Here is a 25350-nt window from a genome sequence, read left to right as displayed (position 1 = left end):
ACCTAAAGATTGGAAGGGGAAAAATCGGCAGCGGTAAAAGCCGTCTGCTGTGAGGTCTCACGCCACACCGACAAAAAGTCTTGATGCTGCGGTTGAGCCTGTAAAAACTGGATGGTTTGATCGATAAAGTGACGGTGGTCTTGAGCTAACAATTGCCCTTTGAGCAAGAGCCAACGCAAATACACCAACCATGTATTTAGCACATCACCTTCACAATAACTGGTGAGTTTGAGCCATTCCTGCGCCCGAACATATTCGGGTACATGATAAGCCCCATCGCCTCGTTTACCGGGATACCCCAATAAATGAGCAACATCATCTAGCTTTTGGAAATGACGTCCATTAAACATTGCCATCACATCCATCAGATCGATGTGACGCTGATGATAACGGTTCTGATAGTTATTATAGCGCTTTTGTGTGTCAATTTCGCCCTGATCGAACAAAGCAGGTGCAGTTAAACCATGATACATAGCGCGAAGCATGATTACAGGTAAGTCAAACTGAGCGCCATTCCAACTCACTAAAGTTGGTAAGCGCTTATCAAATATGGATAAAAACTTACTGAGGATTTCTGCTTCCGAATATTGCTCACGGCTAAAAGAAAAAAGTTTCATCTGGCCTTGGTCATCCAACCACAAGCCTGAAATACACACAATTTCATGCAAAGCCAAACGCTGAAAATCCATACCTGATTCTTGGCGACGCAATTTGGTCAGTGCCGCCTCCAAATCAGCCTCAGGCAAATCTAAACCATATAAATGCGCCCCCGATCTCAAATCAGTCATTGTTTCAATATCAAAGGTGAGAACAGGTAAACGCATAGCAGGACTCTCTTTTATTGTTTTATTCAGGATCAACCACAGAGAAAAGACCCGTCGATAAATAACGGTCACCACGGTCACAAATAATGCACGCAATGATGGCACCAGGGTTTTCTTCAGCAATTTTAATTGATGCCCACACCGCACCACCTGAAGAAGTTCCTGCGCTAATCCCTTCTTTTTGCGCCAATTTACGCATAGTTTTTTCCGCTTCAATTTGCGGAATATCAATAATCTGATCAATTCGACTGCGGTCAAAAATCGTTGGTAAATATTCTTCCGGCCAACGGCGAATCCCAGCGATACTTGAACCATCCGATGGCTGTAGGCCAATAATTTGAATGTTGGGGTTCATCTCTTTGAGATATTTAGAGACCCCCATAATGGTACCTGTAGTACCCATTGAACTCACAAAGTGAGTGATTTTGCCACCTGTTTGCTGCCAAAGTTCAGGCCCAGTCGTTAAATAGTGTGCTTCAACATTATCAGGATTACCAAACTGATTGAGTACGTACCCTTTGCCTTCTTCTTGCATTTGCAAAGCCAAATCACGTGCACCTTCCATGCCCTGTTCTTTGGTCACTTCAATCAGTTCTGCGCCATAAGCACGCATGGCATCTTTACGCTCTTGGCTCATGTTGTTGGGCATAATCAGTTTCATCTGATAGCCACGCATCGCAGCAACCATCGCCAATGCAATGCCAGTATTTCCACTGGTCGCTTCAATCAAGGTATCGCCCGGCTGGATTTGCCCTCGCTTTTCCGCTTGCATAATCATGTTATACGCGGGACGGTCCTTGACAGAACCTGCGGGGTTGTTGCCTTCTAACTTTGCCAATACTGTTGCTTGAGTGTGACTTGCCAGACGCTGTAAACGCACCAGTGGAGTTTTTCCCACATAGTGATCTAACAAAAATTCGTCTGCTTTAAAATCAGTGGATGTAGTACTCATTCTTTTTACCTTGATCGAGGTGCGCCTATTGTATGGAAAAATGCCTGTCCCTGCACCCATTTAGCGTGCTTTTTCGTGAAAGTGATTAAAGCACCATCGATTTTTTATAAAGCGTGCTACACTTCAAAGCATAGGGAATAAATCACTTGCACCATGTCAAATATCAATAAAAAGTTATTTAATCGTCTGCACTTAAACCATGCTTATGGACAGCTCATTGCACTTATTTTCGTGCCGATTATGATCTTGGCTTGTGTAGGTGCATTACTGGTCATTACCGAAACATCGAATGCCGCCAAAGCCCAACAGCGACAAATGGCGATAGCGATTTTAACGCGCTATCAGCTAGATGCGGAAGCGGCGATCAATTTGGTGAATGCCTCCCCTTGGCAGTATGAAAATGCACGTTATTTGATGCAAAAAATGTTAAATGAAAAACATCTGATTCGTGCCGCAATTATTGATGAAAAAGGCAATAACAAACTCAGCATTGGCTACCAAGACCAAGCGCCGTGGCCTGCGTTGAAAAAAAATACTGATTTTTTTGGCCCGATGAATTTTAAAGGTAATACAGTATATGGTTTGCCCATCAACCAATTTACAGGCACGCCTGCGCAGTTGGTGGTTGAATTAGATAACCAGCCTTTACAAATTGCCCGTTATCGCGTGTTGATTGTGTTGATTGCGACAGGTCTGTTGACACTCTTATTGCTTTTACTCTGTTTAAATTTCTACTCACGTCGCTGGATTGCGCCGATGTATGAAATTCGCATGCAGCTGCAACGTTTAAATGCCGACACCCTCGATCAACACATGCTGATTAACAGTACTGGTGAATTACGCTTACTACAGCGCGATATTGCCAATGTGGTGAAACGCCTGCATTTTAGTTTTTTAGAATTGAAAGAACACACTGAGCAGACGGAAGACGATTTACGCCGAACCCTTGACACTTTAGAAGTGCAAAACATTACCTATCGTCAAGCGCGTGACCAAGCCATTTCAGCAAGTCAGTCCAAGTCTGTATTCTTGGCCAATATCAGCCATGAACTGCGCACGCCACTGAACAGTATTGATGGTTTTATTCATCTCTTACTGCGTCAAGACAACCTCAACAATGATCAAAATCTTTATCTACAAACCATCCGAAAATCATCTGCACACTTACTGGCACTGATTAATGATGTTTTAGATTTTTCAAAAATTGATGCCGGTAAACTAGAACTCGATACTGCAACTTTTGATCTAGAAGAAGCAATTTTTGATGTTATGGATATGCTGTCTCCTCTTGCTGCACAAAAGCATATCGATATGGCCTTTTACTATGCCGACAATGTGCCAAAGCATGTGGTTGGAGATGCCCTACGCTTCAAACAAATTTTAACCAACCTGATTTCCAATGCCATTAAGTTTACTCCTGATGGCGAGATTATCGTCCGCGCAAGAATGGAACAAGATGATATTGGACAGTGCCTATTGCACTTTAGTGTACAAGACAGCGGTATCGGACTCAGTGGAACCGACCGTAAAAAACTGTTTGAGTCTTTCTCGCAAGGCGATGCTTCGGTCACGCGTCAATTTGGCGGTACAGGTCTGGGCTTAGCGATTTCCAAACAGCTGGTGCATTTGATGAAGGGGCAAATTGGATTTGAGGATAACCAAGAACGCGCGCCAACCGAAAAAGGGTCCACCTTCTGGTTTACAGCCATGTTTATGGTCAATGAAGAAGATGAGTACGTTGAGCATCCTCAGTTTAACGATATGCAAGTGGTCTCGTATTTGGCGCATCCAGCAACGGCCAATATTCTGCGTCATTATCTTGAAGACTATGCTGTGGAGCACATCGAATCGAGTTCAATTTTAGACTTGTTCAGCCACCTCAACAGACTGCCTCAAGATGTGGAAAACACATGGTTGATTGTTGACCACAGTGGTGATACCGAAGCCTTATTAAAAGAAATTCGTCAACGTTATAGCGGTAACCTTGCGGTTTATGGCTACCAGATGTCACTCGATTTGACCACGCTGAATGAGTATCGCGCACGACCATTATACCAACCACTCAGTCGGAGTGCTTTGATTCAATTACTCAGCAATCAACCGCTATTTGAAGAAGACGAAATGGAGTCCTTCAATGGTCAAGGCTTACATATTTTAGCGGTAGATGACCATCTTCCCAACCTGATTGTCCTTGAAGCCCTACTAGGCGAGTTGAATGTCACGACAACAAAAGCTTTAAGCGGCCAACAAGCCTTAGAGATTTTACAAGAGCGCGCTGAACACGACAGCAAAGCTTTTGATTTGGTATTTATGGATATTCAAATGCCTGTCATGTCGGGGGTCGATACCACACGTGCCATTCGTGCGCTGGAGTCAACCATTGAAAACCATAAACGTTTGCCCATCATTGCCCTCACCGCACATGCATTGGCCGATGAAAAGCAAAAACTACTGCAAGTCGGCATGGATGACTATGTCACCAAACCAATTCAAATTGATCAGATTATTCAAATCCTGACCCATTGGACCACTGATCGCTTCAATAAAGGCTCACCCGTTGAAAAAGCTATCGTGATTGAAGCACTCGATCCTAAGGTGCTCGACTGGCAGCAAAGCTTACAGTTAGCCGCCAATAAAGAAGATTTAGCGGTCGACTTATTGTGTATGTTAATGGACAGTTTTGATACTGAGTTGCATGAAATGAAGCAATTGATTGAAATGGAAGATTTCCCACAATTGGAGCATGTGCTACACCGCCTGTATGGTGCAACACGCTATGTCGGTGTACCCAACTTACAAGAAGCAACAGGGACATTTGAACAGTTTGTTTCAACCTTACGTAAAGAGCGTCGTAAAGCAGATGAACAATTTGTTCAAGAAACCATCAAGCGTTTCAATGAACTCAAAGTCGTGATTGAACAAGTACAACATGCGGCACAGCAAATTTTAATCAAACATAGCCCATAAAACATTCAAAAGAGCATGACACCTAAGACAAGTTGTGACGTGACTCTTGGTGTCATTTATCCGTACGAGAGCTATGCTATGCTCCGTGCGAGCAAAAAATAAGAGTTCTCATCATGGCTTTACTTCGCATTGAAAACAAAAACGGCATTGCCACTGTTTCACTTAACCGCCCAGACAAACGCAATGCGATGAGTTTCGACCTGTTGCGCGAATTGGTTAAAACTGCTGAAAAAATTAAAAAAGACCGCAGCATTCGTTGTGTCATCCTCACTGGTGAAGCTCAAGTCTTTAGTGCAGGCATTGATCTTGCCGATTTGAACAATCCGAAAAATCGCGCCTATGCCGCATGGGAACTAATCAAACCTGGACAAAGCTTATTTCAAAAAGCATTCCTAATTTGGCAAGAACTGCCTGTTCCTGTGATTGCCGCGATTGAAGGATTTTGCTTTGGCGCTGGTATGCAACTGGCTTTAGCGGCAGACATTCGTGTCGCACACCCTGCAACCAAAATGTCGATTATGGAAAGCCGTTGGGGACTGGTTCCTGATATGGGACTGACGCGTTCTTTGAAAGGTCTAATAGGACTAGATCTTGCCAAAGAGTTAACGCTTACAGCGCGTATTTTCGATGCAACTTATGCCAAAGAAATTGGCTTAGTCACACATCTTGATGAATCACCGCTTGCTAAAGCCCAAGCCATTGCAGAAGAAATGTTACAACGCTCACCAGATGCGCTCATGGCCTCAAAATATGTGCTGGATGCCATGCAGCATGAGCCTAAAAAATCCTTACGTTTGGAAAAAATTTGGCAGCTCAAATTACTGTTAGGTAAAAATAGCCAAATCGCACGTAAGAAAGATAAACAACCCGACGCGCAGTATCTACCACGCCAATATAAATAACAGTATTTAATCACTGACAATCAAAGGGGGTCCCATGAGTTTCGATCGACACACTAAAATTGCATTTCTCGGCATGGGACTCATGGGAAGCCGTATGGCCACCCGCTTACTTCAAGCAGGTTTCGAAGTCGCTGTATGGAACCGTACCCGCAGTGCCTGCGATGCCCTCATTGATTTGGGGGCGACAGACTTAGAACTACAGAATATTGCTGAATATCCTATAGTCCTAACATGTTTAGCCGACGACAAAGCTGCACTCAGCGTTTATGAACAAATCGAACCGTTTTTGACGGCGAAGCAAGTGATTATCGACTTTTCCAGTCTTTCGGTGGAGCAAACCCTGAGCCTTGCAGCACGTGCCGAACAAAAACAGGTGCAATGGATCGACTCACCTGTTTCAGGGGGAACTATCGGTGCGGAACAAGGTACGCTGGTCATCTTTGCTGGTGGCGATGCACAGACGATTCAAGACTTGTCTTTGATTTATAATATCTTGTCGCAACGTGTCACCTGTATGGGCGACATTGGAACAGGACAAGCCACCAAAATTTGTAATCAACTGATTGTGGCAGCAAATAGCACTCTGATTGCAGAAGCAGTTGCTTTAGCAGCCAAAGCTGGCGTGGACACTCGCTTACTTGCACCTGCGCTTGCAGGCGGTTTTGCCGATTCGAAACCCTTTCAAATTTTAAGTCCACGTATGGCGACTCACCTGTTTGAGCCCGTACAGTGGAAAGTTCAAACCCTGTCTAAAGACTTGAACAATGCTGTGCAGCTTGCTGCGCAGCACCAACTCGACATTCCTGTTGCAGCGCGAGCACTTCAGCAATTGCAAGCACACCAACAACAAGGCTATGCTGAAGCTGATCTTGCCTCAGTCATATTACAAGTAGAACAAAAAGCCAAATAAAATTAGGAGAAAATCATGACCAAACTTGCTGTAAATTTATCCATGATTTTTACCGAAGTGCCGCTACTTGAGCGTTTTGCTTTGGCTCAAACCGCTGGCTTTAAACATGTGGAAATCCAATTTCCCTACGAACTCAGCATTGAACAAATTCAAACTCAGCTTAGGCTTCATGACTTAAGCCTCTGCCTGATTAACGTTCCAGCGGGCGACTTAATGACTGGTGGAAATGGACTCGCAGGTGTCCCCGGCAAAGAGCTAGAGTTTCATCACGCTCTTCAGTTAGCAGTGCAATATGCCAGCGCACTCAAAGTGCCAAGTGTGAATATCCTTGCTGGCAAACAACCCCTAGATGCCGACCTACTGCCCTGTTTAAATACATTGTCCAAAAACCTGAAACTGGCCTGCCATATGTTCAGTGAATATGGCATTCAGCCTGTCTTTGAAATGATCAACGGCACCGATATGCCGCGCTTCTTAGTGCAAAATATTGCTCAAGCACAGGAAATGTTAGAAGCAGTACAACATCCTGCACTTAAAATGCAATACGACTGCTATCACATGGCCATGATGGGTGAAGATGTGTTGCAAGGGCTACAAGAAAATATTCAAGCTATTGGTCACATCCAATTTGCAGACTGTCCGGGGCGGCATGAACCAGATACTGCACAAATTATGTATGCAAATATTTTTGAATGGCTACAACACAGCCGTTATGACGGTTTTATTGCGGCTGAATATCGACCAAAAACTGTTTCAACTCAGTCCTTTGCATGGAAGGCAAAATACTTTGCCGCACATCCTCAAAGTTGAGCCATTGCAGATTTGAAATTTTCGCCTAAAAACGCTATATTATAAGATGAGTTATTGTCCGGAAAAATTCCCTTTATGAATTTAGAACCATCGCCCAGCGCTTCTAATTCTCACGATTTCGCAATGAATACCCAAGCTGCCGACGTACAAGCTTGCTTAAAAGTTGTACATGAAGCCCTTGAAGATGTAAAAGCAAAAGATATTTTAGCGATTGATGTCAGCCTAATCAGCAACGTCGCTGATGCAATTGTGATTGCAAGCGGTACATCAACGCGTCACATCAAAGCACTTGCTGATAACGTTGCTGAAGAAGCACGTAAAGCAGGCTTCCGCCCTCTCGGTGTCGAAGGCGAACGTGATGCAGAATGGATCTTGATTGATCTTGGCTTTGTTGTTGTGCACGTGATGTTGCCAACAGCACGTCGTTTCTACGACCTAGAAAGCCTTTGGCGTGCAGCCCCAGAAGAAACTGTAGCCTAATATGAAAAGAGCGACCTGAAGGTCGCTTTTTTTATGTCTATTTTTATTTAAATTAAGCGATGCATATCGACCATTGGGTAACGCTCTTTCACTTGGCGCTTCACATGGGCATAGAGTTGATCTGCTTTTGCTGGACCATAAAATTCACAATAATTTTCATAACAGACCGTCAAGACCTGCGCATATTGAGTCATGGGCAAAGCTTCAAGTACTGCTCGATCATCCAAGGCCTGATATTTATCAATCACAATGGATAAAGCATCTAGCTGCGTTTTCACCTCACGCTCAAACTCCTGCACATCAACGGCTTTGACTGCTTGACAGATATTTTGCATAAAAAACGTCAATGCATCGAATAACGCTGCTCCCCCTTGCTCGCTTTTCGATGCTTTTGCAGATGGATTCAACAACACTTGTTTTTCAACTTGGGCCATCTCTGCCAAGACATTTTTGAGCATGTCCTTTCGAAAGTAACGCAATTCCTCTGTGGTGCAAATTTCACTCAAAAAACGATTCAGGACAAAGGAGGGTTGATCACCATATTTCGCTTCCCAGTGATTTAATACTTGCTCTAAAAGTGTTCCTTGTAAGTACTGACTCAATCCACGTTCGATCGCTTGGCGTTTTTGTAAAATAGTTAATGTTTCGGTCGACATGAGCTATCCTCTTTCATTAATGACGTTTGGTCATATCATCAGTTTCAAACGTCACATCACGCTGAAACTCGGGATAAGACAGTTCTGCATGTTCGGTATAGTCCAAGCCACGTTGTTCATGTTGTTTACTCACCCGCAAACCACCAAGCACAACGTCTAAAACTTTAAAGACGATCAATGCCACACCAAAACCCCACGCAAAGGCTGTCAAAATCCCCAAGCCTTGTACCGCAATGATCCCCGCATTAAACATTTGGTTTTCAAAAAACAACCCCGCAGCCAATGTGCCCCATGCCCCACAAAAACCATGCACAGTCACCGCATCGACCACATCATCCAAGCGGAGTTTTTCCATCACCACTGGTAAAATACTGACCAGTACACCTGCAACCGCCCCACTGATGATGGCATACAGTGGACTCATGGTTGCACAGCCCGCCGTAATTGCAACCAGCCCACCCAAGGAGGCATTAATCGTGCCGCGCATTAAAATTGCTTTACTACGTATTAGGGTATAAACCATATAGGCAACTGCCGAAGCACACGCCGCCAAATGCGTATTCAAGGCAATCCGCCCAATACTCACATCCGCCTTCACAGTAGAGGCCGCATTAAAACCAAACCATGCCAGCCATAGAACAAAACCGCCTAGCGCCACCAACGGTAAATTATGTCCTGCCAAATAATGGACCTGCCCATTGCGTCCAAACCGTCCTAAACGGGGTCCCAGCACAATAATTCCAGCTAAGGCTACCCATCCACCAATCGAATGCACCACCGTTGAACCAGCAAAGTCGATAAAGCCCATGGCTTTTAGCCAACCTTCACCATCAAATAGACTCCCCCAAGCCCATGCACCAAAAATCGGGTAGATCAAACCACTGACCACCGCAGCACTCACGATATACGCCACAAAGTGAATCCGCTCAGCCATCGCCCCACTGGCAATCGTCGTGGCGGTGGCCGCAAACATCATTTGAAAGAACAAGAGGTTCCAGTGCCAGTCATCCATGGCATTGGGTGCAAAATGCGAAATTCCTATCCAACCACTCGTATTGACACCAAACATCAAACCAAAGCCAATCAACCAAAACACCAAGCCCCCTAAACAGGCATCCATATAGTTTTTCATGAGTACATTAATGGTGTTTTTAGAGCGCACCGAACCACTTTCAATCAGGGCAAAACCTGCTTGCATGAAAAACACCAAGATGCCACCCAGCACCACCCAGACACTGTCAAGCGAGAGGCGAATCTCTTGAATATTTTGAGCCTGTGTTGGCAGGGGCTCTGCAGCAAAACTGGGTAAAGCAATACAGCACACAAAGAAGAGTAAGTATTTTATTTTTTTCATGAATAATCCCCCAAAGATTATTCATTTCAATTGCAAAATCAATGCCAGTGTTTCAACACATTACGGATATTTAATCATGATCCATGCCCGCCAATATAAACGGAGCGATTTAAACAAGGTGAAAAAACGATACACCATACAAGGGCCAAAGCGCATTTATCAGTGGATTTATAAAACATAGCTTTTAGTTTTTATAGTACTCATCCACAGCATAATAGTGGACCTTCTCTATCCATCGACCACGATTCAGCGTGCGCTCTGTCACTTTAACCTTTCCCTCTTGGACTGTTGCATCTTCAATAAACTCTTTGACTAAACTCAAACCATGTTTAGGAATCACAATATATTCTGAACGGATGTGATAACAACATCCACTTTTATTGAAGGTTAAGATTCTTTTCTGTTTTGGATCAACCTCAAACATGCCCAAATTTTCATGGGTTAAGACCGACAACTCCTCACTCAGAACAAATTTATTCTTGGTTCGATGAAAGACATAAACATCGTAGGTTGGCCCGCCATAGGCACCATAGTTACCATTACGGATGGCCACATCCTCACTCCCATCAAAGTTAAAGTCAGCAAAAATTAATGCACTTTGCTCACCATAAAGCTGCACCACATTAACAGACGGTTTGTAAGTTTCGTCCAAATCCATTGTCAATTCAGCCGAGGAAAAATGCTGAAAGTGCTGTGTTGTCCCTTTTAGGTAAAGATCAATATTGGCTTGTCCATCACAGCTCCTGTCCGAACAGTTCGTCGTGATTTTTACATCATAGTGCTTCGATGCATTTTTTATTTCGAAGATTTGAGCCTGAGTAGTTTGACTCAAAACGAACACACCAAATATCAACAGCAGCTGACACGAGATCTGATTTATGTTCATATTGTTTTCTTATTGAAAAGATACACATCATCTTAGCAAAAGCTGCAAACATAAAAAAACCACCCGAAGGTGGTCTTTATACAATCTAAGAAGAGGATTAGTGTCCACCACCATTGATTGCTTTAGTCATGTCTTCAACCACTTTCTTCGCATCACCGAAGATCATCATGGTTTTTTCGTTATAGAACAAATCGTTGTCTAGACCTGCATAACCTGTCGCCATAGAACGTTTGATGACCATAATGGTACGTGCTTTATGTGCTTCAAGAATTGGCATGCCATAGATTGGAGATGTTGGATCGTCTTTCGCCGCAGGGTTCACCACGTCGTTCGCACCAATCACAAGCACCACATCTGTTGCAGGGAAGTCTGAGTTAATCTCATCCATCTCTAAGATGTCTTCATAAGCCACGTCTGCTTCAGCCAAAAGTACGTTCATGTGACCCGGCATACGACCTGCAACTGGGTGAATGGCAAAGCGTACTTTTACACCTTGTTCTTTCAAGATTTCACACAGTTCTTTCACCGCATTTTGTGCACGACCTTGCGCCATACCATAACCCGGTACAATCACAACGCTGTCTGCATTTGACATCAAGAAGCCAGCGTCATCTGCTGAACCAGAACGATGGTTACGCTGTGCTTGTTCGCCTTTGTCCGCAGAAGCTACCGCAGTTCCACCCATTGCACCACCAAACAAAACGTTGATGATTGAACGGTTCATGGCTTTACACATGATGTAAGACAGAATCGCACCTGAAGAACCCACCAGTGAACCCGCAACGATCAACATATTGTTTTCAAGTGTGAAACCAATACCTGCTGCTGCCCAACCAGAGAAGGAGTTCAATAGCGATACCACCACTGGCATATCACCGCCGCCAACTGGTGCAATCCAAACCCAACCGAATGCAAGTGCAAGTACAGTCATGGCCCAGAATGCATTCATGTTGCCTGTCGTGAAGAAGTACACACCACATGCCAACATTGCAAGGAAAATCAGCGCTTGTACAGGTTTAACCCATGCACCAGAAATGGTTTTTGCCCATTTTTTCGCAGCCAATTTACCATAAGCGAATACAGACGCTGTAAAGGTAATCGCACCGACGAAACACCCCACGAACAATTCAAATAAATGGACCTTGCTCATGTGTGCATGTTGCACACCCGCAGCAGTTAATGCAGCTTCATTTTGTGCAAATAATGCAGTCAGTTGGTTATTATGTAGAATTGCAGCAATTGCAATTAATACCGCAGCCAGACCCACCAAAGAGTGCATTAAAGCAACAGTTTCAGGCATCTGCGTCATAGGTACAGTACGCGCACGGGCAATACCCACTATCGCACCCAGCACCATCGCACCGCCAATCATCCAAATCACAGGATGATCTGCCACAAAGAAGGTGGTCACTACAGCAATCGCCATTGCGATCATGCCGTAACGGTTACCTTGAATTGCCGTTTTCGGGCCAGACAAACCACGTAAAGTTAAGATAAAGAGGACAGCACCAATCAGGTAGAACCAATCCGCATAGTCTCGAATGAATTCCATATATTAGCCCTCTTTTTTCTTTTGCTTTGGCTTGAACATTTCAAGCATACGCGCTGTTACTGCGAAGCCACCGAAAATATTGATACTTGCTAAGAACACCGCAATTGCACCTAAGATGCTCACCACATTCACACTTTGGAATGCAACATTCGCATCAACACCGATTGCAGGAATCCCCACCGTTTGAATCATTGCGCCCACCACGATGATCGATGACAACGCATTGGTTACTGCCATAAGCGGTGTATGTAGTGCTGGCGTAACGCCCCACACGACGTAGTAACCTACAAAGATGGCAAGGACGAAAATTGTAATTGTTTCAACCATGATCTATCTCCTTAACCACGCTTCAGCAGTACTTGACCGCCATGAGTTACTAGAAGGGCTTTTTGAATTTCTTCTTCAGGATTGATAGCAAAGTTTTTCTCTGCATCAAATAAAGTATCTAAGAAGTTCAAGACATTTCGTGCATACAAAGCAGAAGCTTCAGTTGAAACTGTAGATGGAATATTTGGAATACCCAAAATTTTTACACCATTAGCAGTCACTACAGTTTCACCGCATTGTGAACCTTCGACGTTACCGCCCGTTTCAACCGCCATATCTAAAATCACAGAACCTGGCTTCATTTTTGCCACAGTTTCCGCTTTGATTAAGCGCGGTGCATCACGACCTGGCAATAACGCAGTGGTAATCACGATGTCCGCATTCGATACAGCTTTATCCACAATAATCGCTTGATCGCGGATATAGTCTTCTCCCGGCATCCAGCCATAACCGTTTTTCGCAGCATCGGCTGCTTTTTGCTGTTCTTCCGCTGACATAGGTACGTCTAACCATTTGCCACCCAAAGATTCCACTTGATCTTTCGCAGTCGGACGTAAATCCGTTGCTTCAACCACAGCACCCAAACGTTTTGCTGTCGCAATCGCTTGTAGACCAGCAACACCGACTCCCATGATCACGACACGTGCAGGTTTTACAGTACCCGCAGCCGTCATCAACATTGGGAACATGCGCTGGTACTCTGCCGCAGCAAGAAGCACTGACTTGTAACCCGACAAGTTAGCTTGTGAAGATAATACGTCCATGTTCTGCGCACGAGATAAAGTTCGTGGTAGTAGCTCCAAAGCAAATGCAGACACTTGTTGTGATGCAAATTGATCAAGCTCCGTATTACGGTACGGGTCAAACATGGCAATAACCGATGTATTTGGCGCAAGCTTTTGAATTTCAGCACCCTGAGGGGCACGTACTTTCAAAATCATTTGGCTACCGGTATAGGCATCATCTGTCAGCTTAGCACCGACTTGCTCATAAGCACTGTCGATATAAGCAGCTTTCACACCTGCTCTACGTTCAATCACTACACTATGACCAGCACTGATCAACTTTTTTACCGTTTCTGGCGTTGCGGCTACACGATTTTCACCGACGACAGTTTCGGCTGGAATTCCGATCTGCATGAGCGTCCCTCAAGCTAGTTTTTCTTAAAGTAAACATCACCGATTAGGCAATGTTTTCTCACAGGATGTTCTTATGAATTTTTGGATTCTAATGAAACTTTTTTAAAATACCACCCACTATTTATTTAATAAATACCCATATACTGAACTGGTGATTCATAAAAAATATTGGGTGATATCTCATTTATTTGCTTTGAGTCCGCTTAAAAATTGATTTATTTCTATTCAAATTCTGAGCTACAGATCTTTTTACACTAAAATCTGCACTTTCTTTGCACAAAACCAAGTCCTTTAATTCCGCAGTATTGATCTTTTTGACCAATCCAAGAATATGAACCACCACATTGACATTAACCCGAACCCGTCATTCATCGAGCTTTACCATCTGCTGTCACGCAAACTTTGCAGACATTGACTTAAATGACAGTTTTGCCCCATTTGCAAAAGCTTAGAATTGGCCTGTTCCTATTTTTCATCGATCAAAAATGCCAATGCTCAAAATTTAGCTCAACTAAAACGCGTATTTGAAATGGATCATCTAAAAATACGAGGAGGGATTGATCGCGTTTAACTAGATCTAAAACGCGGAACGACCAACAAAAATGTTCTTTTCATATTTTATGGGATGATAATGGCGCGCATTGACACACTAGGCTTAAGTAAAAATGCACCATAATTGAGCAAAAACACTCTAAATAGATGAATATTTCAGTAATTTGTCCCAAATCTTTGATGTGCATGATGAGTAAAAATGATCGAATGCAACAATTTCATACAAAATAGACGGGTGTGTTCAGAATTTTTTAAAGATTTTTATGATTTTTTGACAGGAAATTCGAAATATCATCATTTTTTGATTGTATTAGATGAAAACACCATCCTCAGAACAGGTCATACTATTTGCTATGTCTTCATCTTCGACTCATTTTTTTATGCAGCCTTTTCTCGCTTGTTTTAGGCTTTTGAATCAGCTTCGTATACAATTTCTGAAACGATGCATCTATTTAGCTCAAAGCACGATGTAAACGTCATTCTAAAAAATACTCCCTCATCAAAGGCTCATTATGAATACTTCTTTCGACATCAGTCGAGACAAATCTCTGCTCTGGCTGATGGCAATTGTCTGCGGCTTATGTGCAGGGGCAAACTATTATTGCCAGCCTTTGATTTCCTCTATTCAGCAAAGCTTTCAAGCACCAGAAGAACAAGTGGCTTTGACCGTGACCTTTGCTCAAGTCTCCTATGCTTTAGGTTTACTGTTCATTGTGCCCTTAGGCGACATGCTGAACAAAGCCAAACTAATTCCATTCCTGATGTTTGGCACATCTGCTGGGCTGTTTATCTGTGCGACATCTACCAACTTATCGATGCTCTGGTTAGGCACCATTATTACAGGACTCTTTTCAGTTGCAGCACAAGTGCTGATTCCTCTGGCTACGATGGCAGTCAAACCTGAAAAAACGGGAGAAGTCGTCGGTTTCCTCATGAGTGGCTTATTGGTCGGGATTTTACTGTCGACCAGTGTGGCTGGATTACTCTCAGACTTATGGCACTGGAAAATGATTTATGTGCTGAGTGGCATTGCCATGTTTGCTTTGGCCCTTCTGATGAAAGGAAAACTCCCCCAACTACCAAAACTTAAAATCACCTATTTCGACATTTTTAAGTCCATGGGGAGTCTGCTGCAACAAGAGCCTCGTTTGGTGTTTCGCTCAATCACGGGTGGATTTGCTTTTGCTGCCATGAGTATGCTGTTTTCAACAATTGCCTTACTTTTAACCTCTGAGCCATTTCAACTTTCGGATGTTTTAGTCGGCGTGGTAACTTTGGTCGGCGTATTTGGTGCACTCTCCACTCAGTGGATTGGTAAATGGGCCGATCGCGGTTATACCTTGCTTTTGACTTGGGTCGGCTGTGGGACGTTAGCCCTCAGTTGGGTGTTCCTATATTTAGGCGGGAGTTCACTCATCAGCTACATCATCGGTTATGCACTGATTAATTTAGGACTTGCAACCACACACAGTTGTAACCAAAACGTGATTTTCCGTTTACGCCCCGATGCGAAGTCGCGGGTGAACTCCATCTATATGACCTTATATTTTATTGGTGGCGCGTGTGGCTCGGCACTGGGTGTCTATGCATGGCATCACGGTGGCTGGACTAGTACATGTTTGGTCGGTATTACACTGGTGATGATGGCGGGTGTCTTTGCTCTGCTGGATACCTTATATAGCAAAAAACATGGTATTGCTTAACCCTCAAAAAAGACAGTTTACTCAGTAAACTGTCTTTTTGTTTGGGCACTTCATTTTGAGCGCTAACTGACCTGAGCCACTGGGTAAAAAGGTTTACCCAAATCGAGACTATCGGCATTTTCCAAAGCAATGTACAAAAATGCGGGCAGCAAAGCCGATAAAATTTGACAGCCATCTTGTAGCTGCTTGCGATTCAATGAACTCTTATAGGTTGAACCGCCATGCATCAGCTGATTTCTCAAGGTATATAAACGGTTAAACAGTACCAATAAATATCGACCGAATGTTTCTGCTGTAGCGCTTTCGCCACTTTTTTCTTTTCTTGTTCAAGCTGAGCCTTACAGACCTCTAAACCAATTTTCTTATTTTGATAGTCCCAATAGCCTTGATAGGTGTATTGGTTGTCTAAGAGCATACGAATGGCTTGACTAAACTTGTCCCATAAAATGCTATAAATTCTATGATCGACATCATGCTGGCAAATTAAATGTAAGAACTGACGTAAACTCTGTTTGTCCTGACTTTGCCCCAAGTCTTGTGCATATATAGCATTGAAAGAAATCCAGAGGCTGATAAATTGCAAATCGGGATCATGATCGAGCAGGAATGCTTGCTTTAACCAACTCAGCCCACGATGTATTCTCAGATTAAACTCATCACTCTGTTGTATTTTTTTAGTTTTAAAAATTTCTTCTAAAAGCAACATCGGCTTTTCCTATACTTTATTCTTCTATATATTCAACATACTGAATGATTAAGCTAAATTCAATTTAATCCTGCTAGGACATAATGATTGATAAATCCCACAAGTTCAGTGTGAATGTTCTATCGAAAAAAACATTCTGTTTTCTATATTTCAATGTATCTAATGAATATTGGCTGCTCCTCTTACCATTAATTATAAGTTCTAAGGTTGATAAAAGCAGATAATACCTCTCAATGAATGTATTCCATTTTTGTGATAGTATTGCGTGCTATCGGAAATACCTGAATAAAAATGAAGCACCGAGTTTCATTTTTCGTCCACTCCCAAAGATCCTCCTATCGGTAATGAATGCATTTCAGCTCATTACATTGTGCTGTATCGTGCTCAATAAATGGATTGATGCTTTGGCTTTGCGACATCTGATTTTCATGTAATTTCCCACATATTTCTTTGCACCGCTTCCGCTCTAAGACATAGGTTGTTCACCATGTCTTTGCAGACAAAAGCTGATAAACACTGATCAAGAGCCTGATTTTTTAATGAATACTGACAAAACCATTGAAACCCCTCAATCTCCACGAATCAGTGTTGCACCGATGATGGATTGGACAATAAATTTAAAATATATATTAAATATCAATAATTTATAAAAATATTAAAATTCCATGGCGTAAAATTGGTGTAAGTTTAATCTTTTGTATCAAAACTTAATCCCTCAACATTCTCACTCCCAAACAATGATTGACGATCTAACGCTCCAGAACCAAATCAGGGATCTGGCTTTAGCGAGTCGGAGCGAACCGACCGATGGTTGGCGTACCGAAGAGCTTGACCCTAAGTTGTGGAACGGTTGGCGTAAAATGATTCAGGGGGACCGGCTAGAAATCGCTGAATACGATCTGACGGCTAAGGTTAGCCAAGGGGACTCTCCTAGTGACAAGCCCGGAGTGGTTGAAGGTCTAAAACAAAGAATAAGGGCTTACAACTTTAGTAAACAAAGGACGTCATCAATAGCAGTGATATAAAAAGTTATCTTTGCCGCCCCGATAAGGCTTTACGGGGCGACTAAGTCTCACCCAACCGACAATTCCGATAGTTTCAGAATAAGCTTTGAGTTTTCTAAGATTGGAATTACTACACCACAGCACGTACTCGAGATACTACAAATAGCTTTTTGGTAGGACCGATACCGAATAAATATCCATAATACATCAGGAGAAACTTTTTTTAATTTTCTGTAACCGGTCATAAATCAGTGGCGGATAATTTGCATGATATTCACCACACTCTGGGCAATGCTCTTGTTTTAGGTACGCTTGATTGTCGAGATCTTGATAAGGAAAAACGCTGAAGAGAAGTTCGTGCTGCATAAGCGTTTTATAAAAACTCTTATGATAAGGTGCAATCTCGCTGTCTTTGATTTTGTCGAAATATAGGTCAACGCTGTTCAAAATGCTCATAATTTCTTTAACCCCGTCGAACCTTAAAATGTCGTCATCTTTGTGAATATCAACATCTAAGCTCTCTAGATCCTCAATGAAACATTTAATCGCTCGCCGGGAATGCAAAAGGATCATTTGCGACTTGCCATCAATCATCTTTTCCTGATCGTAGCTAAAATTTTTAATGTTTCTTTCGACGAACATATAAAGTTCGTGAAGCTGATTCAACTCGTGCCTCAGTTGCTCCTTCGTATATTCCTTTTCGATTTGCTGATGGAGGATGCCATTAGCGTCAATCTGAGCTTTTAACACCAGAAAGAGAAGCACTGAACCCAGAATTTGTAGAAATGGGCTTGAAATACCTCCAAGAACATCTCCTATTTCGCCATAACCTTTCAAATATTGCAGCGGAAGAAGAGGTGCAAACAAAGGGATAAGCAGGCAAGCCGCACCACCAATGACTATGACCCAGAAAGCTATTTTGGTAACAGGAGAGTTATAGATATTCATTTTTACACCTTTTCAGAATTTTCTTTTCTGTACGCGCTAGGAGTTTTGCCAATTTTTTTCTTAAACAACTTTTGAAAGTGTTCATGTGCCGAATACCCAATGGCTTCACTCACTTCGGGAACAGACTTACCGGATTCTTTAAGCAGCTGCTTTGCTTTTTCAAGCCGACAATAGGTTAAATAATCAAGAGGTGTCATGCCTGACAGCTCCTTAAATTTGACGCTGTAGTTCGTACGCGACATCCCCGCAATCCCGGCGAGATCGTCAAGACCCCATTTTTTATCGAGACTATGATGAATAGCTTCCAAGGTTTTGCTGAGTTGCGGATTTTCGATCAGTTTGAAGAATCCAGCATTTTTATTGGATTTGTACATGTGGATTCTTAACGCTTGCACGAAGATAATTTCGGTCAGCTTTCTGACTAACGTGTTGCTTCCAGGAAGCCCTGATTTTGCTTCCTGCTCTATAATACTTAAAAGCATGGCAAGCCAAGGCGAGTGGGAGTTATCAGCACTCTTGATATGCACGACATTTGGCAGCGAATTTAAGAATGGATGATCGGGTCCGCCATTAAAACAAAAATGTCCGCAAACGACGTTGGCTTTGAGCTTGCTCTGATCACCGTATTCCAAAACTTGAGCTTCGGTGAGGTTGGCTTTAGCTCTAAATTCGACCGCAGGCTCGGCCTTGATTTTTGGTGCACTGGCCATGGTGTGCTCCATCCCTTTGAAAAAGATCAAAATATCGCCCTGCTCCGCCAATGCTTTAAGTTTAAGTTTTGGCACCTCATACCAAAACTCGCCATGAGTCACGATGTGAAATCTCGCTAGATTCTCTTCCTGCGGGAGGCTGATGCCCCAGTCTCCCGCAAATGAGGTTCTATACCAGTAGCTGCTAGTAAGCTCTACCTTATCTAAAATTTCACTGAGAACATCCATATATAGCTCCTACGTAAACTGTCTAATAAGTCACATTATACGAACTATTGAGCATGTTATATCTATTTTACATGCTGTAAATTCAGTTCCATTAGTAAATAGATAAAAACCAAGGAGGCTTTATGAAAAATAAATAATGTGATCGTTGCCGGAGGGTGTTTTTGGAGTCTCGAAGACCTCCTTAGGAGTCTGGACGGTGTGACGTCAACGAAGGTGGGCTACTCTGGCGGAGATTTTGATGATCCTACCTACGCCGATATTATAACAGGGAAAACGGGGCACGCCGAAGCGGTTCGCGTGGAATACGACCAAGACGAAATATCTCTCGAAGAGATTCTACATTACTTTTTCAAAATCCATGATCCGACTACGAAGAATCGCCAAGGAAATGATGTTGGCACTTCGTATCGCTCGGCAGCGTTCTATCGTGACGATGCACAGAAAGCGATTATCGAAAACGTGATTGATGAGGTCAATGAGATCGGTCGCTTCGAGAATGAAGTGGTCACGACCGTCACCCTGGAAAAAGAATTCTACGACGCTGAGGCATATCACCAAAACTATTTGCAGAGGAATCCCAGCGGATACTCTTGCCATTTTGAAAGAGACTAAATCATGAACCAAATGAACGAGGAAAAAATGAAAGCACTTAAGAATGTTGTTATTTATACGAAAGACCATTGTCCATTTTGCGCACGCGTGAAGAATTACCTAACTGCTGAAAAGGTCGATTTCAAACAAATTCGCGTAGACGACGATCCGAAGACTTACCTGGAGTTGAAGGAAAGAACAAATCTCCAAACTGTACCGCAAGTTTTTGTGGATGGAGAATTCATTGGTAGTGCTACAGACTTCTTCTCGTGGATTGATAGCTAAAGAGTGAACCCTAAAATAAAGGAGCAAATATATGTTCAATTGGAAAAGCATTTACAACTACCTGGATAACGGCACTCCCGCGCCTCCCAAAAAAGTAGAAAAGAGCGAGGAAGAGTGGAAAGAAATTCTGACGCCAGCGCAATTTCGGGTCATGCGGATGAAAGGCACCGAACGCGCGCACACCGGAGAACTCTGTTCATTTTATGAAGCTGGAAGGTACGCCTGTGTGGGCTGCGACACCGAACTCTTTGACTCGAACCTAAAGTTCGATTCGGGAACGGGATGGCCGAGTTTTTCTGAGCCAGTCGCAGACAACGTAATTCAATATGAACTGGATACGACCTTCGGGCGCAGAATCGAAGTGCTATGCAATGTGTGCGAAGCCCATCTGGGGCACGCTTTTCCAGACGGTCCTGAGCCATCAGGGGTCCGATTCTGTATTAACTCGGAGTCATTGAAGTTTGTAGAATAATTTTTAAATCGAGGGGGTTTATGAAAGTGAACCTTTTGAAAAAAGGAGCCGTTCGTGTTGATTAAGCTGTTCGGTCATAAAGACTGCCATAAAACCAAGATTTACCATTCGTACTTGCAAGAAAAAGGGAGCCAGTTTGTTTTTTTGGATGTTCATGAAGACGACGCGGCTGCTGATGAACTGTGCTCCCTCTATTCGAACGGAAAGCTGAATTTCCCGACAATAGTGGTTGGGACAAAGAAGCTGAGAAACCCCAAGTTCAAGGACCTTGACAGGTGGTTGGAAGCTTCAATGAAATAATGAGTTTTTTAGAATTATTAATAACTTAATAAGCAGTAAGATCAATGATTACAGCAATTTTCCGCAGTTGTGTTACCAAGAAACATGCTGCGGAGTTTTAGCAAAGATACTTCATCAAGCTGGTGTTGGAAAACGTGGTCTTATCGTCGTTTGCACGGCGTGAGGAATGGGAGTGGCTTCAATTTTTGAAAGTTAGGTGAAAAATATGTCGGATCTAAAAATGAATAAAGAAGACGGTGTTGAAAGCTATGAATTTGCAACCCCTGAAGCAATCGAAGAAGCATTGAAAATCGGGAAGCTTAGTCAAACGGTTTTCGGCATGGGTTGCTTTTGGGGACCGGATTCTAATTTTGGAGGGACGCAGGGAGTAGTGCAAACACGTGTTGGCTACGCTGGAGCATCAACTCTGGATCCGAGTTACCGCAACATCAACGGACACGCCGAAGTCGTCAGAGTGATCTACGATAAAGACCAAATCAGCTACAGGGAACTTCTTGGAAGTTTTGAATCATGGTCTGTTCATGGTAGAAAGCAGGGCCAGTATCGCCAGATACTTTTTGTTTTTGATCTGGAGCAAAAACAAGTAGCTGAAGAACTGATTCAAGCGATTGGAAAGGAGAAATCTCCCGAGGTGATTGAGGCCGGAGAACAAAATGGTTATTTTTGGCCCGCCGAAGATTACCATCAAAAGCATCGTCTTCGCAGAAACAAACAGCTTGTAAGTCTTGCAGAAGTAGATTTCGGTCCTCGCTGGGATGAACATCTGTATTTTACTAAATTAAATAGTACCGATAGAAAAGGCTTCAGTCTCTCAAGCTGGCTAAAAAAGTTGTCTCCGGAAATGCAGAAAGCTTACCGAATCGGTTAATCTGAAATTGCAGCTGGCTAAAGAACTCTATTTTCTATATGTAAAGAATGTGACGATCTCCTTCACATGGAGTCCAAGAGAGCATAAAAAATCTGTGTAAGTCGCATTACCCATGTATTTGAAAGGAATAAATAATGCCAATATCAGACCAGCTTATCGACCGAAGCAAGACCTCAGTTTTTATGAGGTCTTGAGATCAGCGCAGCATGAACAGATCTCTTACAGTGTGGCGAACACACTGGTTTGATTGCGGCCTTGGGTTTTAGCTTTGTATAACATCTGATCGGCGACTTCGAGCAACTGCTTTTTGTCGTCAAATAAATCAGCGCTGGCCAAACCTATGCTGACCGTTAATTGTCGTAATAACCACTCATGGTTAGCCACTACCAGCCTTAACTTTTCCAGTGTTTTATTTGCGGACGCTGTGTCTGTGCCTGGCAGGATCAGCACAAACTCTTCACCACCATAACGGGCGAAAAAGTCATAGTTCCTGCTATGGCGCTGAAACAGAGCCGCGACTTGACTCAGTGCCTCATCTCCTGCGGCATGACCATAGCTGTCGTTAAAACTCTTAAAGTGATCAATATCAATCAATGCCAGTACAAAAGATTGTCCTGTTCTTTGCCAGCGAGCAAATTCAGCTTCAAACTTGAGGTCAAAAGCTCTTCTGTTGTTCACCCCTGTCAGCGCATCCGTCATGCTGGTATTATGTAATTGTTCGCCGACTTTTTTCAGCTCCAGTATGGCGATCACTTGTCTGGACAGAGCCTGCAAAGAGCTTATCTGCCGCTGGTTCAGCTGCTTAGGAACATGATCATAGACACAAATAGTACCAATCACTGCACCTTCGGGATCAATCAGCGGCGAGCCAGCATAAAATCGGTAGCCAGGTCCTGAAATCACCATAGCATTGGTACTGAATCTGTGATCTAAAGTAGCGTCAGGGACCACCATTACCGCATCAGGTGTTTCCATTGCATACACGCAAAAGGACTCTTTAATTAATACAGAGGTACGCGAAATACCAACTTTTGCAATTAGATTCAGCTTTGTGTCATCGGTTCGCGTCACCATAGCCACTGGTGCATCACAGATATAACACGCCAGTTCAGTGATATCCCGCAGGTTCTGATCTGCTTCAGCAGGTGCTTTTAGTGTGGTTTCTGCACTAGCTGTTTGAGCTAAACTAAAGGTCATGTACTTCTCCGTTTTTCTACTGCATTTTTCAAAGATCCTGCATAGAAAAATGAATTAAATCGTTGATTTAACTCTAGCATAGATCTGTCAGACTTGAAGTTATCTCTGTAGCAATGGTATTGTTTTGTACAATATTCGCCTGCTTGATTTGAGTTTTAGCTGTATTTATAAACTTTTGGCTTTTCCGGTCGCAGGCTCTATAATTTGCTCGTTTAAATCCAACTCTTCGTCTAACGTCATCTATTTAGTGTGCATGCGGCCTCCGGAGCATTTTCCGTGGCTTATTTTACCGAAGCATCGGGATTGCTAAATAGAGCTGAACGCTGTAATGCGCTTTCGAACTGAGCTTTCCGTAACTTCGGCATTAGTTCATGTACCTTGCTTACTGGATGTTGGTTGACGCGCAGCAGCACGTCCGTCAGATAATCGTAAACGTTAATAGCAGTGTTGACCTTGCTTTGAATGACGCCAACATGCTTAGCACCAAGCTCCGTTCAGCAGAATCACAGCCAGTTTTTCAGTTATCCCAAGTGTCACTCTCAGATTAAAGGCCGCCATACCGGATGTAGTGCCAACAAGAAAACTAAAACACAACTTCGCTGATCATCGCTGAGTGTTTATAAATCGTCTCCCATCACCGGTATCGATAAGCAGATAAGCCTGGTTATGCCATTAGCAGTTCTTGAAGCATTCCTGCTTTCAATGTCGTCAACGTGATCACGATTTGAGTTGAGATAACGACTCTGTTGCTGAAGACTCTCAGTTAATTGCCACTCACCAGATTCAAGAACAGCACCCGCTAACTCGGCACATACTGTTGCAAAACCATAAAGCGCTTGATTATCGCGGGTAAAACGCAGCGGCATCGTCTGGCCTTTTACAAGAAGGGACCATTCCAAAACTCTGTACTTACCTTTTAATCGGTTACTGACAAAAATAGTTATACTTGTACCGCTGGCGCCAACAACTAAAAAGCTCGTGATAGCTAGTCCTATCAGAGACCATAACTCTGGTTTCCCACTTAGTAACAGTGGATTAGGCAAATGACTCCTCAAAACGAGATCAGCACCAAGGGTCAGCGCTGTTTTATACACTGCTTGTTCTAATAATGGAGTTGCATTGACCAGTGACGCAACAGCATCACAACTATAAGGTTCTAGAACTGCCGTAGCTCTCAACCATTCTGTTTCATGGGCAATCGCCAACAAATTTGACCAAATTCGAACCAGTGCCGCTATATGAATGGAGTTTTCATCAGTCAGGACGGTTTGATTAAGCTGCTTATCCAGTTCCTGATGCCAGTATTGGTATTGGCTTGTCAAAAGTACAAACAACTCAGATTGAAGCAACTTATTATTAGTTACCGGTCTTATCCTATTTGACATCTCATTGAATAGTTGTATAAATTTTTTGTCTGCTTGTTGCTCACGCTTTAGCAGATCTTGCTGTTGTTGAAGCATCTGTAAATCGTATTCAATGGCCTGCTTAAAAAGTGTGAGTAAGGAACAGTGTTGTGATGCCCGATCTGGGCTTGAAAAGTCCAACATACACAAAGTACCGAAAGTTTTTCCGCTAGGCCAAAGCAATGGCAGGCCATAGTAATAACTAAAGCCTGCTGCAAATGTTGGGTTATTGTTTTCATATCGGGTACCGATTGCATTTTCAACTAGTAATGGCTGGTTACTGGAAATGACTTGGGAACAATAAGTGTTAAGTGCCAATGGAACAGGTTCACCGCAATAAAAAGTTGGTACTGACACACTGCCAACAGCCTGACAAATTTCGTTTTTATCTAATCGATTAATCAGCACACAAGGCACTTCCGCGACTTGAGCCATCGAGTTTACAATGCCTTGCCAGCGCTCTAGGAGCAGAGCGGTTTCTATGCTCAAATCTACTGCCATTTGTTCCCTCAGTATTTAAATAGTCCCCTTTTGCATCATTCGATCTTGTTTATCTCAGAGTATCAAACAGGAAACAAAGTGATTGATGTCAATCAGGGAATTAGCAGCATTGATGCATTAAGC

The 25350-nt window shown here is 43.1% G+C and carries 24 protein-coding genes and 1 pseudogene; 12 read left to right on the top strand and 13 right to left on the bottom strand.

Annotation, left to right across the window (positions count from 1 at the left end; translation table 11 throughout):
* Positions 1–2 precede the first annotated feature (2 nt).
* Positions 3–824: a 3'-5' exonuclease gene (locus tag ACF8FD_RS09545; RefSeq protein ID WP_335999746.1), complete on the bottom strand. Its 822-nt coding sequence runs from the start codon at positions 822–824 to the stop codon at positions 3–5.
* A gap of 22 nt (positions 825–846) precedes the next feature.
* Positions 847–1776, bottom strand: coding sequence for a cysteine synthase CysM (gene cysM, locus ACF8FD_RS09540; protein ID WP_178928315.1), 930 nt, complete (start codon positions 1774–1776; stop codon positions 847–849).
* Positions 1777–1929: 153 nt separating this feature from the next.
* Here cysM and ACF8FD_RS09535 point away from each other — a divergent pair, with 153 nt between their 5' ends.
* The 5 genes from ACF8FD_RS09535 (at position 1930) to rsfS (ending at position 7845) form a co-directional block, all read left to right on the top strand.
* Positions 1930–4743 carry an ATP-binding protein gene (locus ACF8FD_RS09535; protein WP_392453339.1) on the top strand — a complete coding sequence of 938 codons (2814 nt, stop codon included), beginning with the start codon at positions 1930–1932 and terminating at the stop codon, positions 4741–4743.
* Positions 4744–4856: 113 nt separating this feature from the next.
* Positions 4857–5645, top strand: a complete 789-nt coding sequence (locus ACF8FD_RS09530) for a crotonase/enoyl-CoA hydratase family protein (protein WP_058868952.1) — start codon at positions 4857–4859, stop codon at positions 5643–5645.
* Between the two features lie 34 nt (positions 5646–5679).
* A complete protein-coding gene (locus tag ACF8FD_RS09525; RefSeq protein WP_392453338.1) occupies positions 5680–6555 on the top strand; it encodes an NAD(P)-dependent oxidoreductase in 876 nt (291 codons plus the stop codon).
* A 15-nt stretch (positions 6556–6570) separates the two neighbouring features.
* Positions 6571–7365, top strand: a complete 795-nt coding sequence (locus ACF8FD_RS09520; protein ID WP_205667140.1) for a hydroxypyruvate isomerase family protein — start codon at positions 6571–6573, stop codon at positions 7363–7365.
* Positions 7366–7440: 75 nt separating this feature from the next.
* Positions 7441–7845, top strand: a complete 405-nt coding sequence (gene rsfS / locus ACF8FD_RS09515) for a ribosome silencing factor (RefSeq protein ID WP_004692321.1) — start codon at positions 7441–7443, stop codon at positions 7843–7845.
* Between the two features lie 47 nt (positions 7846–7892).
* Here rsfS and ACF8FD_RS09510 read toward each other — a convergent pair whose 3' ends face one another.
* The 6 genes from ACF8FD_RS09510 to ACF8FD_RS09485 all read right to left on the bottom strand — a co-directional run bounded on the left by ACF8FD_RS09510 (position 7893) and on the right by ACF8FD_RS09485 (position 13759).
* A complete protein-coding gene (locus tag ACF8FD_RS09510; RefSeq protein ID WP_205667142.1) occupies positions 7893–8501 on the bottom strand; it encodes a hypothetical protein in 609 nt (202 codons plus the stop codon).
* A gap of 16 nt (positions 8502–8517) precedes the next feature.
* Positions 8518–9855, bottom strand: a complete 1338-nt coding sequence (locus tag ACF8FD_RS09505) for an ammonium transporter (RefSeq protein WP_205667143.1) — start codon at positions 9853–9855, stop codon at positions 8518–8520.
* Positions 9856–10039: 184 nt separating this feature from the next.
* Positions 10040–10741, bottom strand: coding sequence for an XAC2610-related protein (locus ACF8FD_RS09500; RefSeq protein WP_392453337.1), 702 nt, complete (start codon positions 10739–10741; stop codon positions 10040–10042).
* Positions 10742–10838: 97 nt separating this feature from the next.
* Positions 10839–12293 carry an NAD(P)(+) transhydrogenase (Re/Si-specific) subunit beta gene (locus ACF8FD_RS09495; protein ID WP_148826712.1) on the bottom strand — a complete coding sequence of 485 codons (1455 nt, stop codon included), beginning with the start codon at positions 12291–12293 and terminating at the stop codon, positions 10839–10841.
* A gap of 3 nt (positions 12294–12296) precedes the next feature.
* Entirely contained in the window at positions 12297–12620 is a 324-nt protein-coding gene (locus ACF8FD_RS09490) for a proton-translocating transhydrogenase family protein (protein ID WP_004692331.1), read from the bottom strand.
* An 11-nt stretch (positions 12621–12631) separates the two neighbouring features.
* A complete protein-coding gene (locus ACF8FD_RS09485; protein ID WP_205667146.1) occupies positions 12632–13759 on the bottom strand; it encodes an NAD(P) transhydrogenase subunit alpha in 1128 nt (375 codons plus the stop codon).
* A gap of 1064 nt (positions 13760–14823) precedes the next feature.
* Between ACF8FD_RS09485 and ACF8FD_RS09480 the strand changes: the two genes are divergently transcribed.
* A complete protein-coding gene (locus tag ACF8FD_RS09480) occupies positions 14824–16014 on the top strand; it encodes an MFS transporter (protein ID WP_062033424.1) in 1191 nt (396 codons plus the stop codon).
* Between the two features lie 62 nt (positions 16015–16076).
* Here the strand turns inward: ACF8FD_RS09480 and ACF8FD_RS09475 are convergent.
* The 3 genes and pseudogenes from ACF8FD_RS09475 to ACF8FD_RS09465 form a co-directional block, all read right to left on the bottom strand.
* Positions 16077–16720: pseudogene (locus ACF8FD_RS09475) on the bottom strand (hypothetical protein).
* Positions 16721–17931: 1211 nt separating this feature from the next.
* Complete coding sequence (locus ACF8FD_RS09470) at positions 17932–18672, bottom strand: hypothetical protein (RefSeq protein ID WP_005403709.1); 741 nt, start codon at positions 18670–18672, stop codon at positions 17932–17934.
* Positions 18673–18674: 2 nt separating this feature from the next.
* Positions 18675–19610: an AraC family transcriptional regulator gene (locus ACF8FD_RS09465; RefSeq protein WP_005403708.1), complete on the bottom strand. Its 936-nt coding sequence runs from the start codon at positions 19608–19610 to the stop codon at positions 18675–18677.
* 138 nt (positions 19611–19748) lie between these two features.
* Here ACF8FD_RS09465 and msrA point away from each other — a divergent pair, with 138 nt between their 5' ends.
* From msrA to ACF8FD_RS09440, 5 genes are all read left to right on the top strand, one after another.
* Positions 19749–20222, top strand: a complete 474-nt coding sequence (msrA, locus tag ACF8FD_RS09460) for a peptide-methionine (S)-S-oxide reductase MsrA (RefSeq protein WP_005403707.1) — start codon at positions 19749–19751, stop codon at positions 20220–20222.
* 3 nt (positions 20223–20225) lie between these two features.
* On the top strand, positions 20226–20486 hold the full coding sequence (locus ACF8FD_RS09455; RefSeq protein WP_005403706.1) for a glutaredoxin: 261 nt from the start codon (positions 20226–20228) through the stop codon (positions 20484–20486).
* Between the two features lie 31 nt (positions 20487–20517).
* Entirely contained in the window at positions 20518–20958 is a 441-nt protein-coding gene (gene msrB, locus ACF8FD_RS09450) for a peptide-methionine (R)-S-oxide reductase MsrB (RefSeq protein WP_005403705.1), read from the top strand.
* 54 nt (positions 20959–21012) lie between these two features.
* Positions 21013–21258: a glutaredoxin domain-containing protein gene (locus ACF8FD_RS09445; protein ID WP_011711656.1), complete on the top strand. Its 246-nt coding sequence runs from the start codon at positions 21013–21015 to the stop codon at positions 21256–21258.
* A gap of 220 nt (positions 21259–21478) precedes the next feature.
* The gene (locus ACF8FD_RS09440; RefSeq protein ID WP_223846397.1) at positions 21479–22126 is read left to right on the top strand and encodes a peptide-methionine (S)-S-oxide reductase; all 648 of its coding nucleotides are present in this window, start codon (positions 21479–21481) and stop codon (positions 22124–22126) included.
* Between the two features lie 219 nt (positions 22127–22345).
* On the opposite strand, the gene ACF8FD_RS09435 is transcribed toward ACF8FD_RS09440, so the two are convergent.
* Positions 22346–23323, bottom strand: coding sequence for a sensor domain-containing diguanylate cyclase (locus tag ACF8FD_RS09435; RefSeq protein WP_002119794.1), 978 nt, complete (start codon positions 23321–23323; stop codon positions 22346–22348).
* Between the two features lie 371 nt (positions 23324–23694).
* On the opposite strand from ACF8FD_RS09435, the gene ACF8FD_RS09430 reads away from it, so the two are divergent.
* Positions 23695–23871 (top strand): hypothetical protein, encoded by a 177-nt coding sequence (locus ACF8FD_RS09430; protein ID WP_153310265.1) that lies wholly within the window; start codon positions 23695–23697, stop codon positions 23869–23871.
* Positions 23872–23940: 69 nt separating this feature from the next.
* Here the strand turns inward: ACF8FD_RS09430 and ACF8FD_RS09425 are convergent, their stop codons facing one another.
* Positions 23941–25227: a GAF domain-containing protein gene (locus ACF8FD_RS09425; RefSeq protein WP_000257537.1), complete on the bottom strand. Its 1287-nt coding sequence runs from the start codon at positions 25225–25227 to the stop codon at positions 23941–23943.
* Positions 25228–25350 lie beyond the last annotated feature (123 nt).

Origin of the sequence: Acinetobacter sp. TYF_19 (assembly GCF_043105125.1) — a bacterium.
Taxonomy (GTDB): domain Bacteria; phylum Pseudomonadota; class Gammaproteobacteria; order Pseudomonadales; family Moraxellaceae; genus Acinetobacter; species Acinetobacter johnsonii.
Note: the sequence above shows the minus strand (reverse complement) of the source record. Positions and strands in the feature narration are given on the sequence as shown.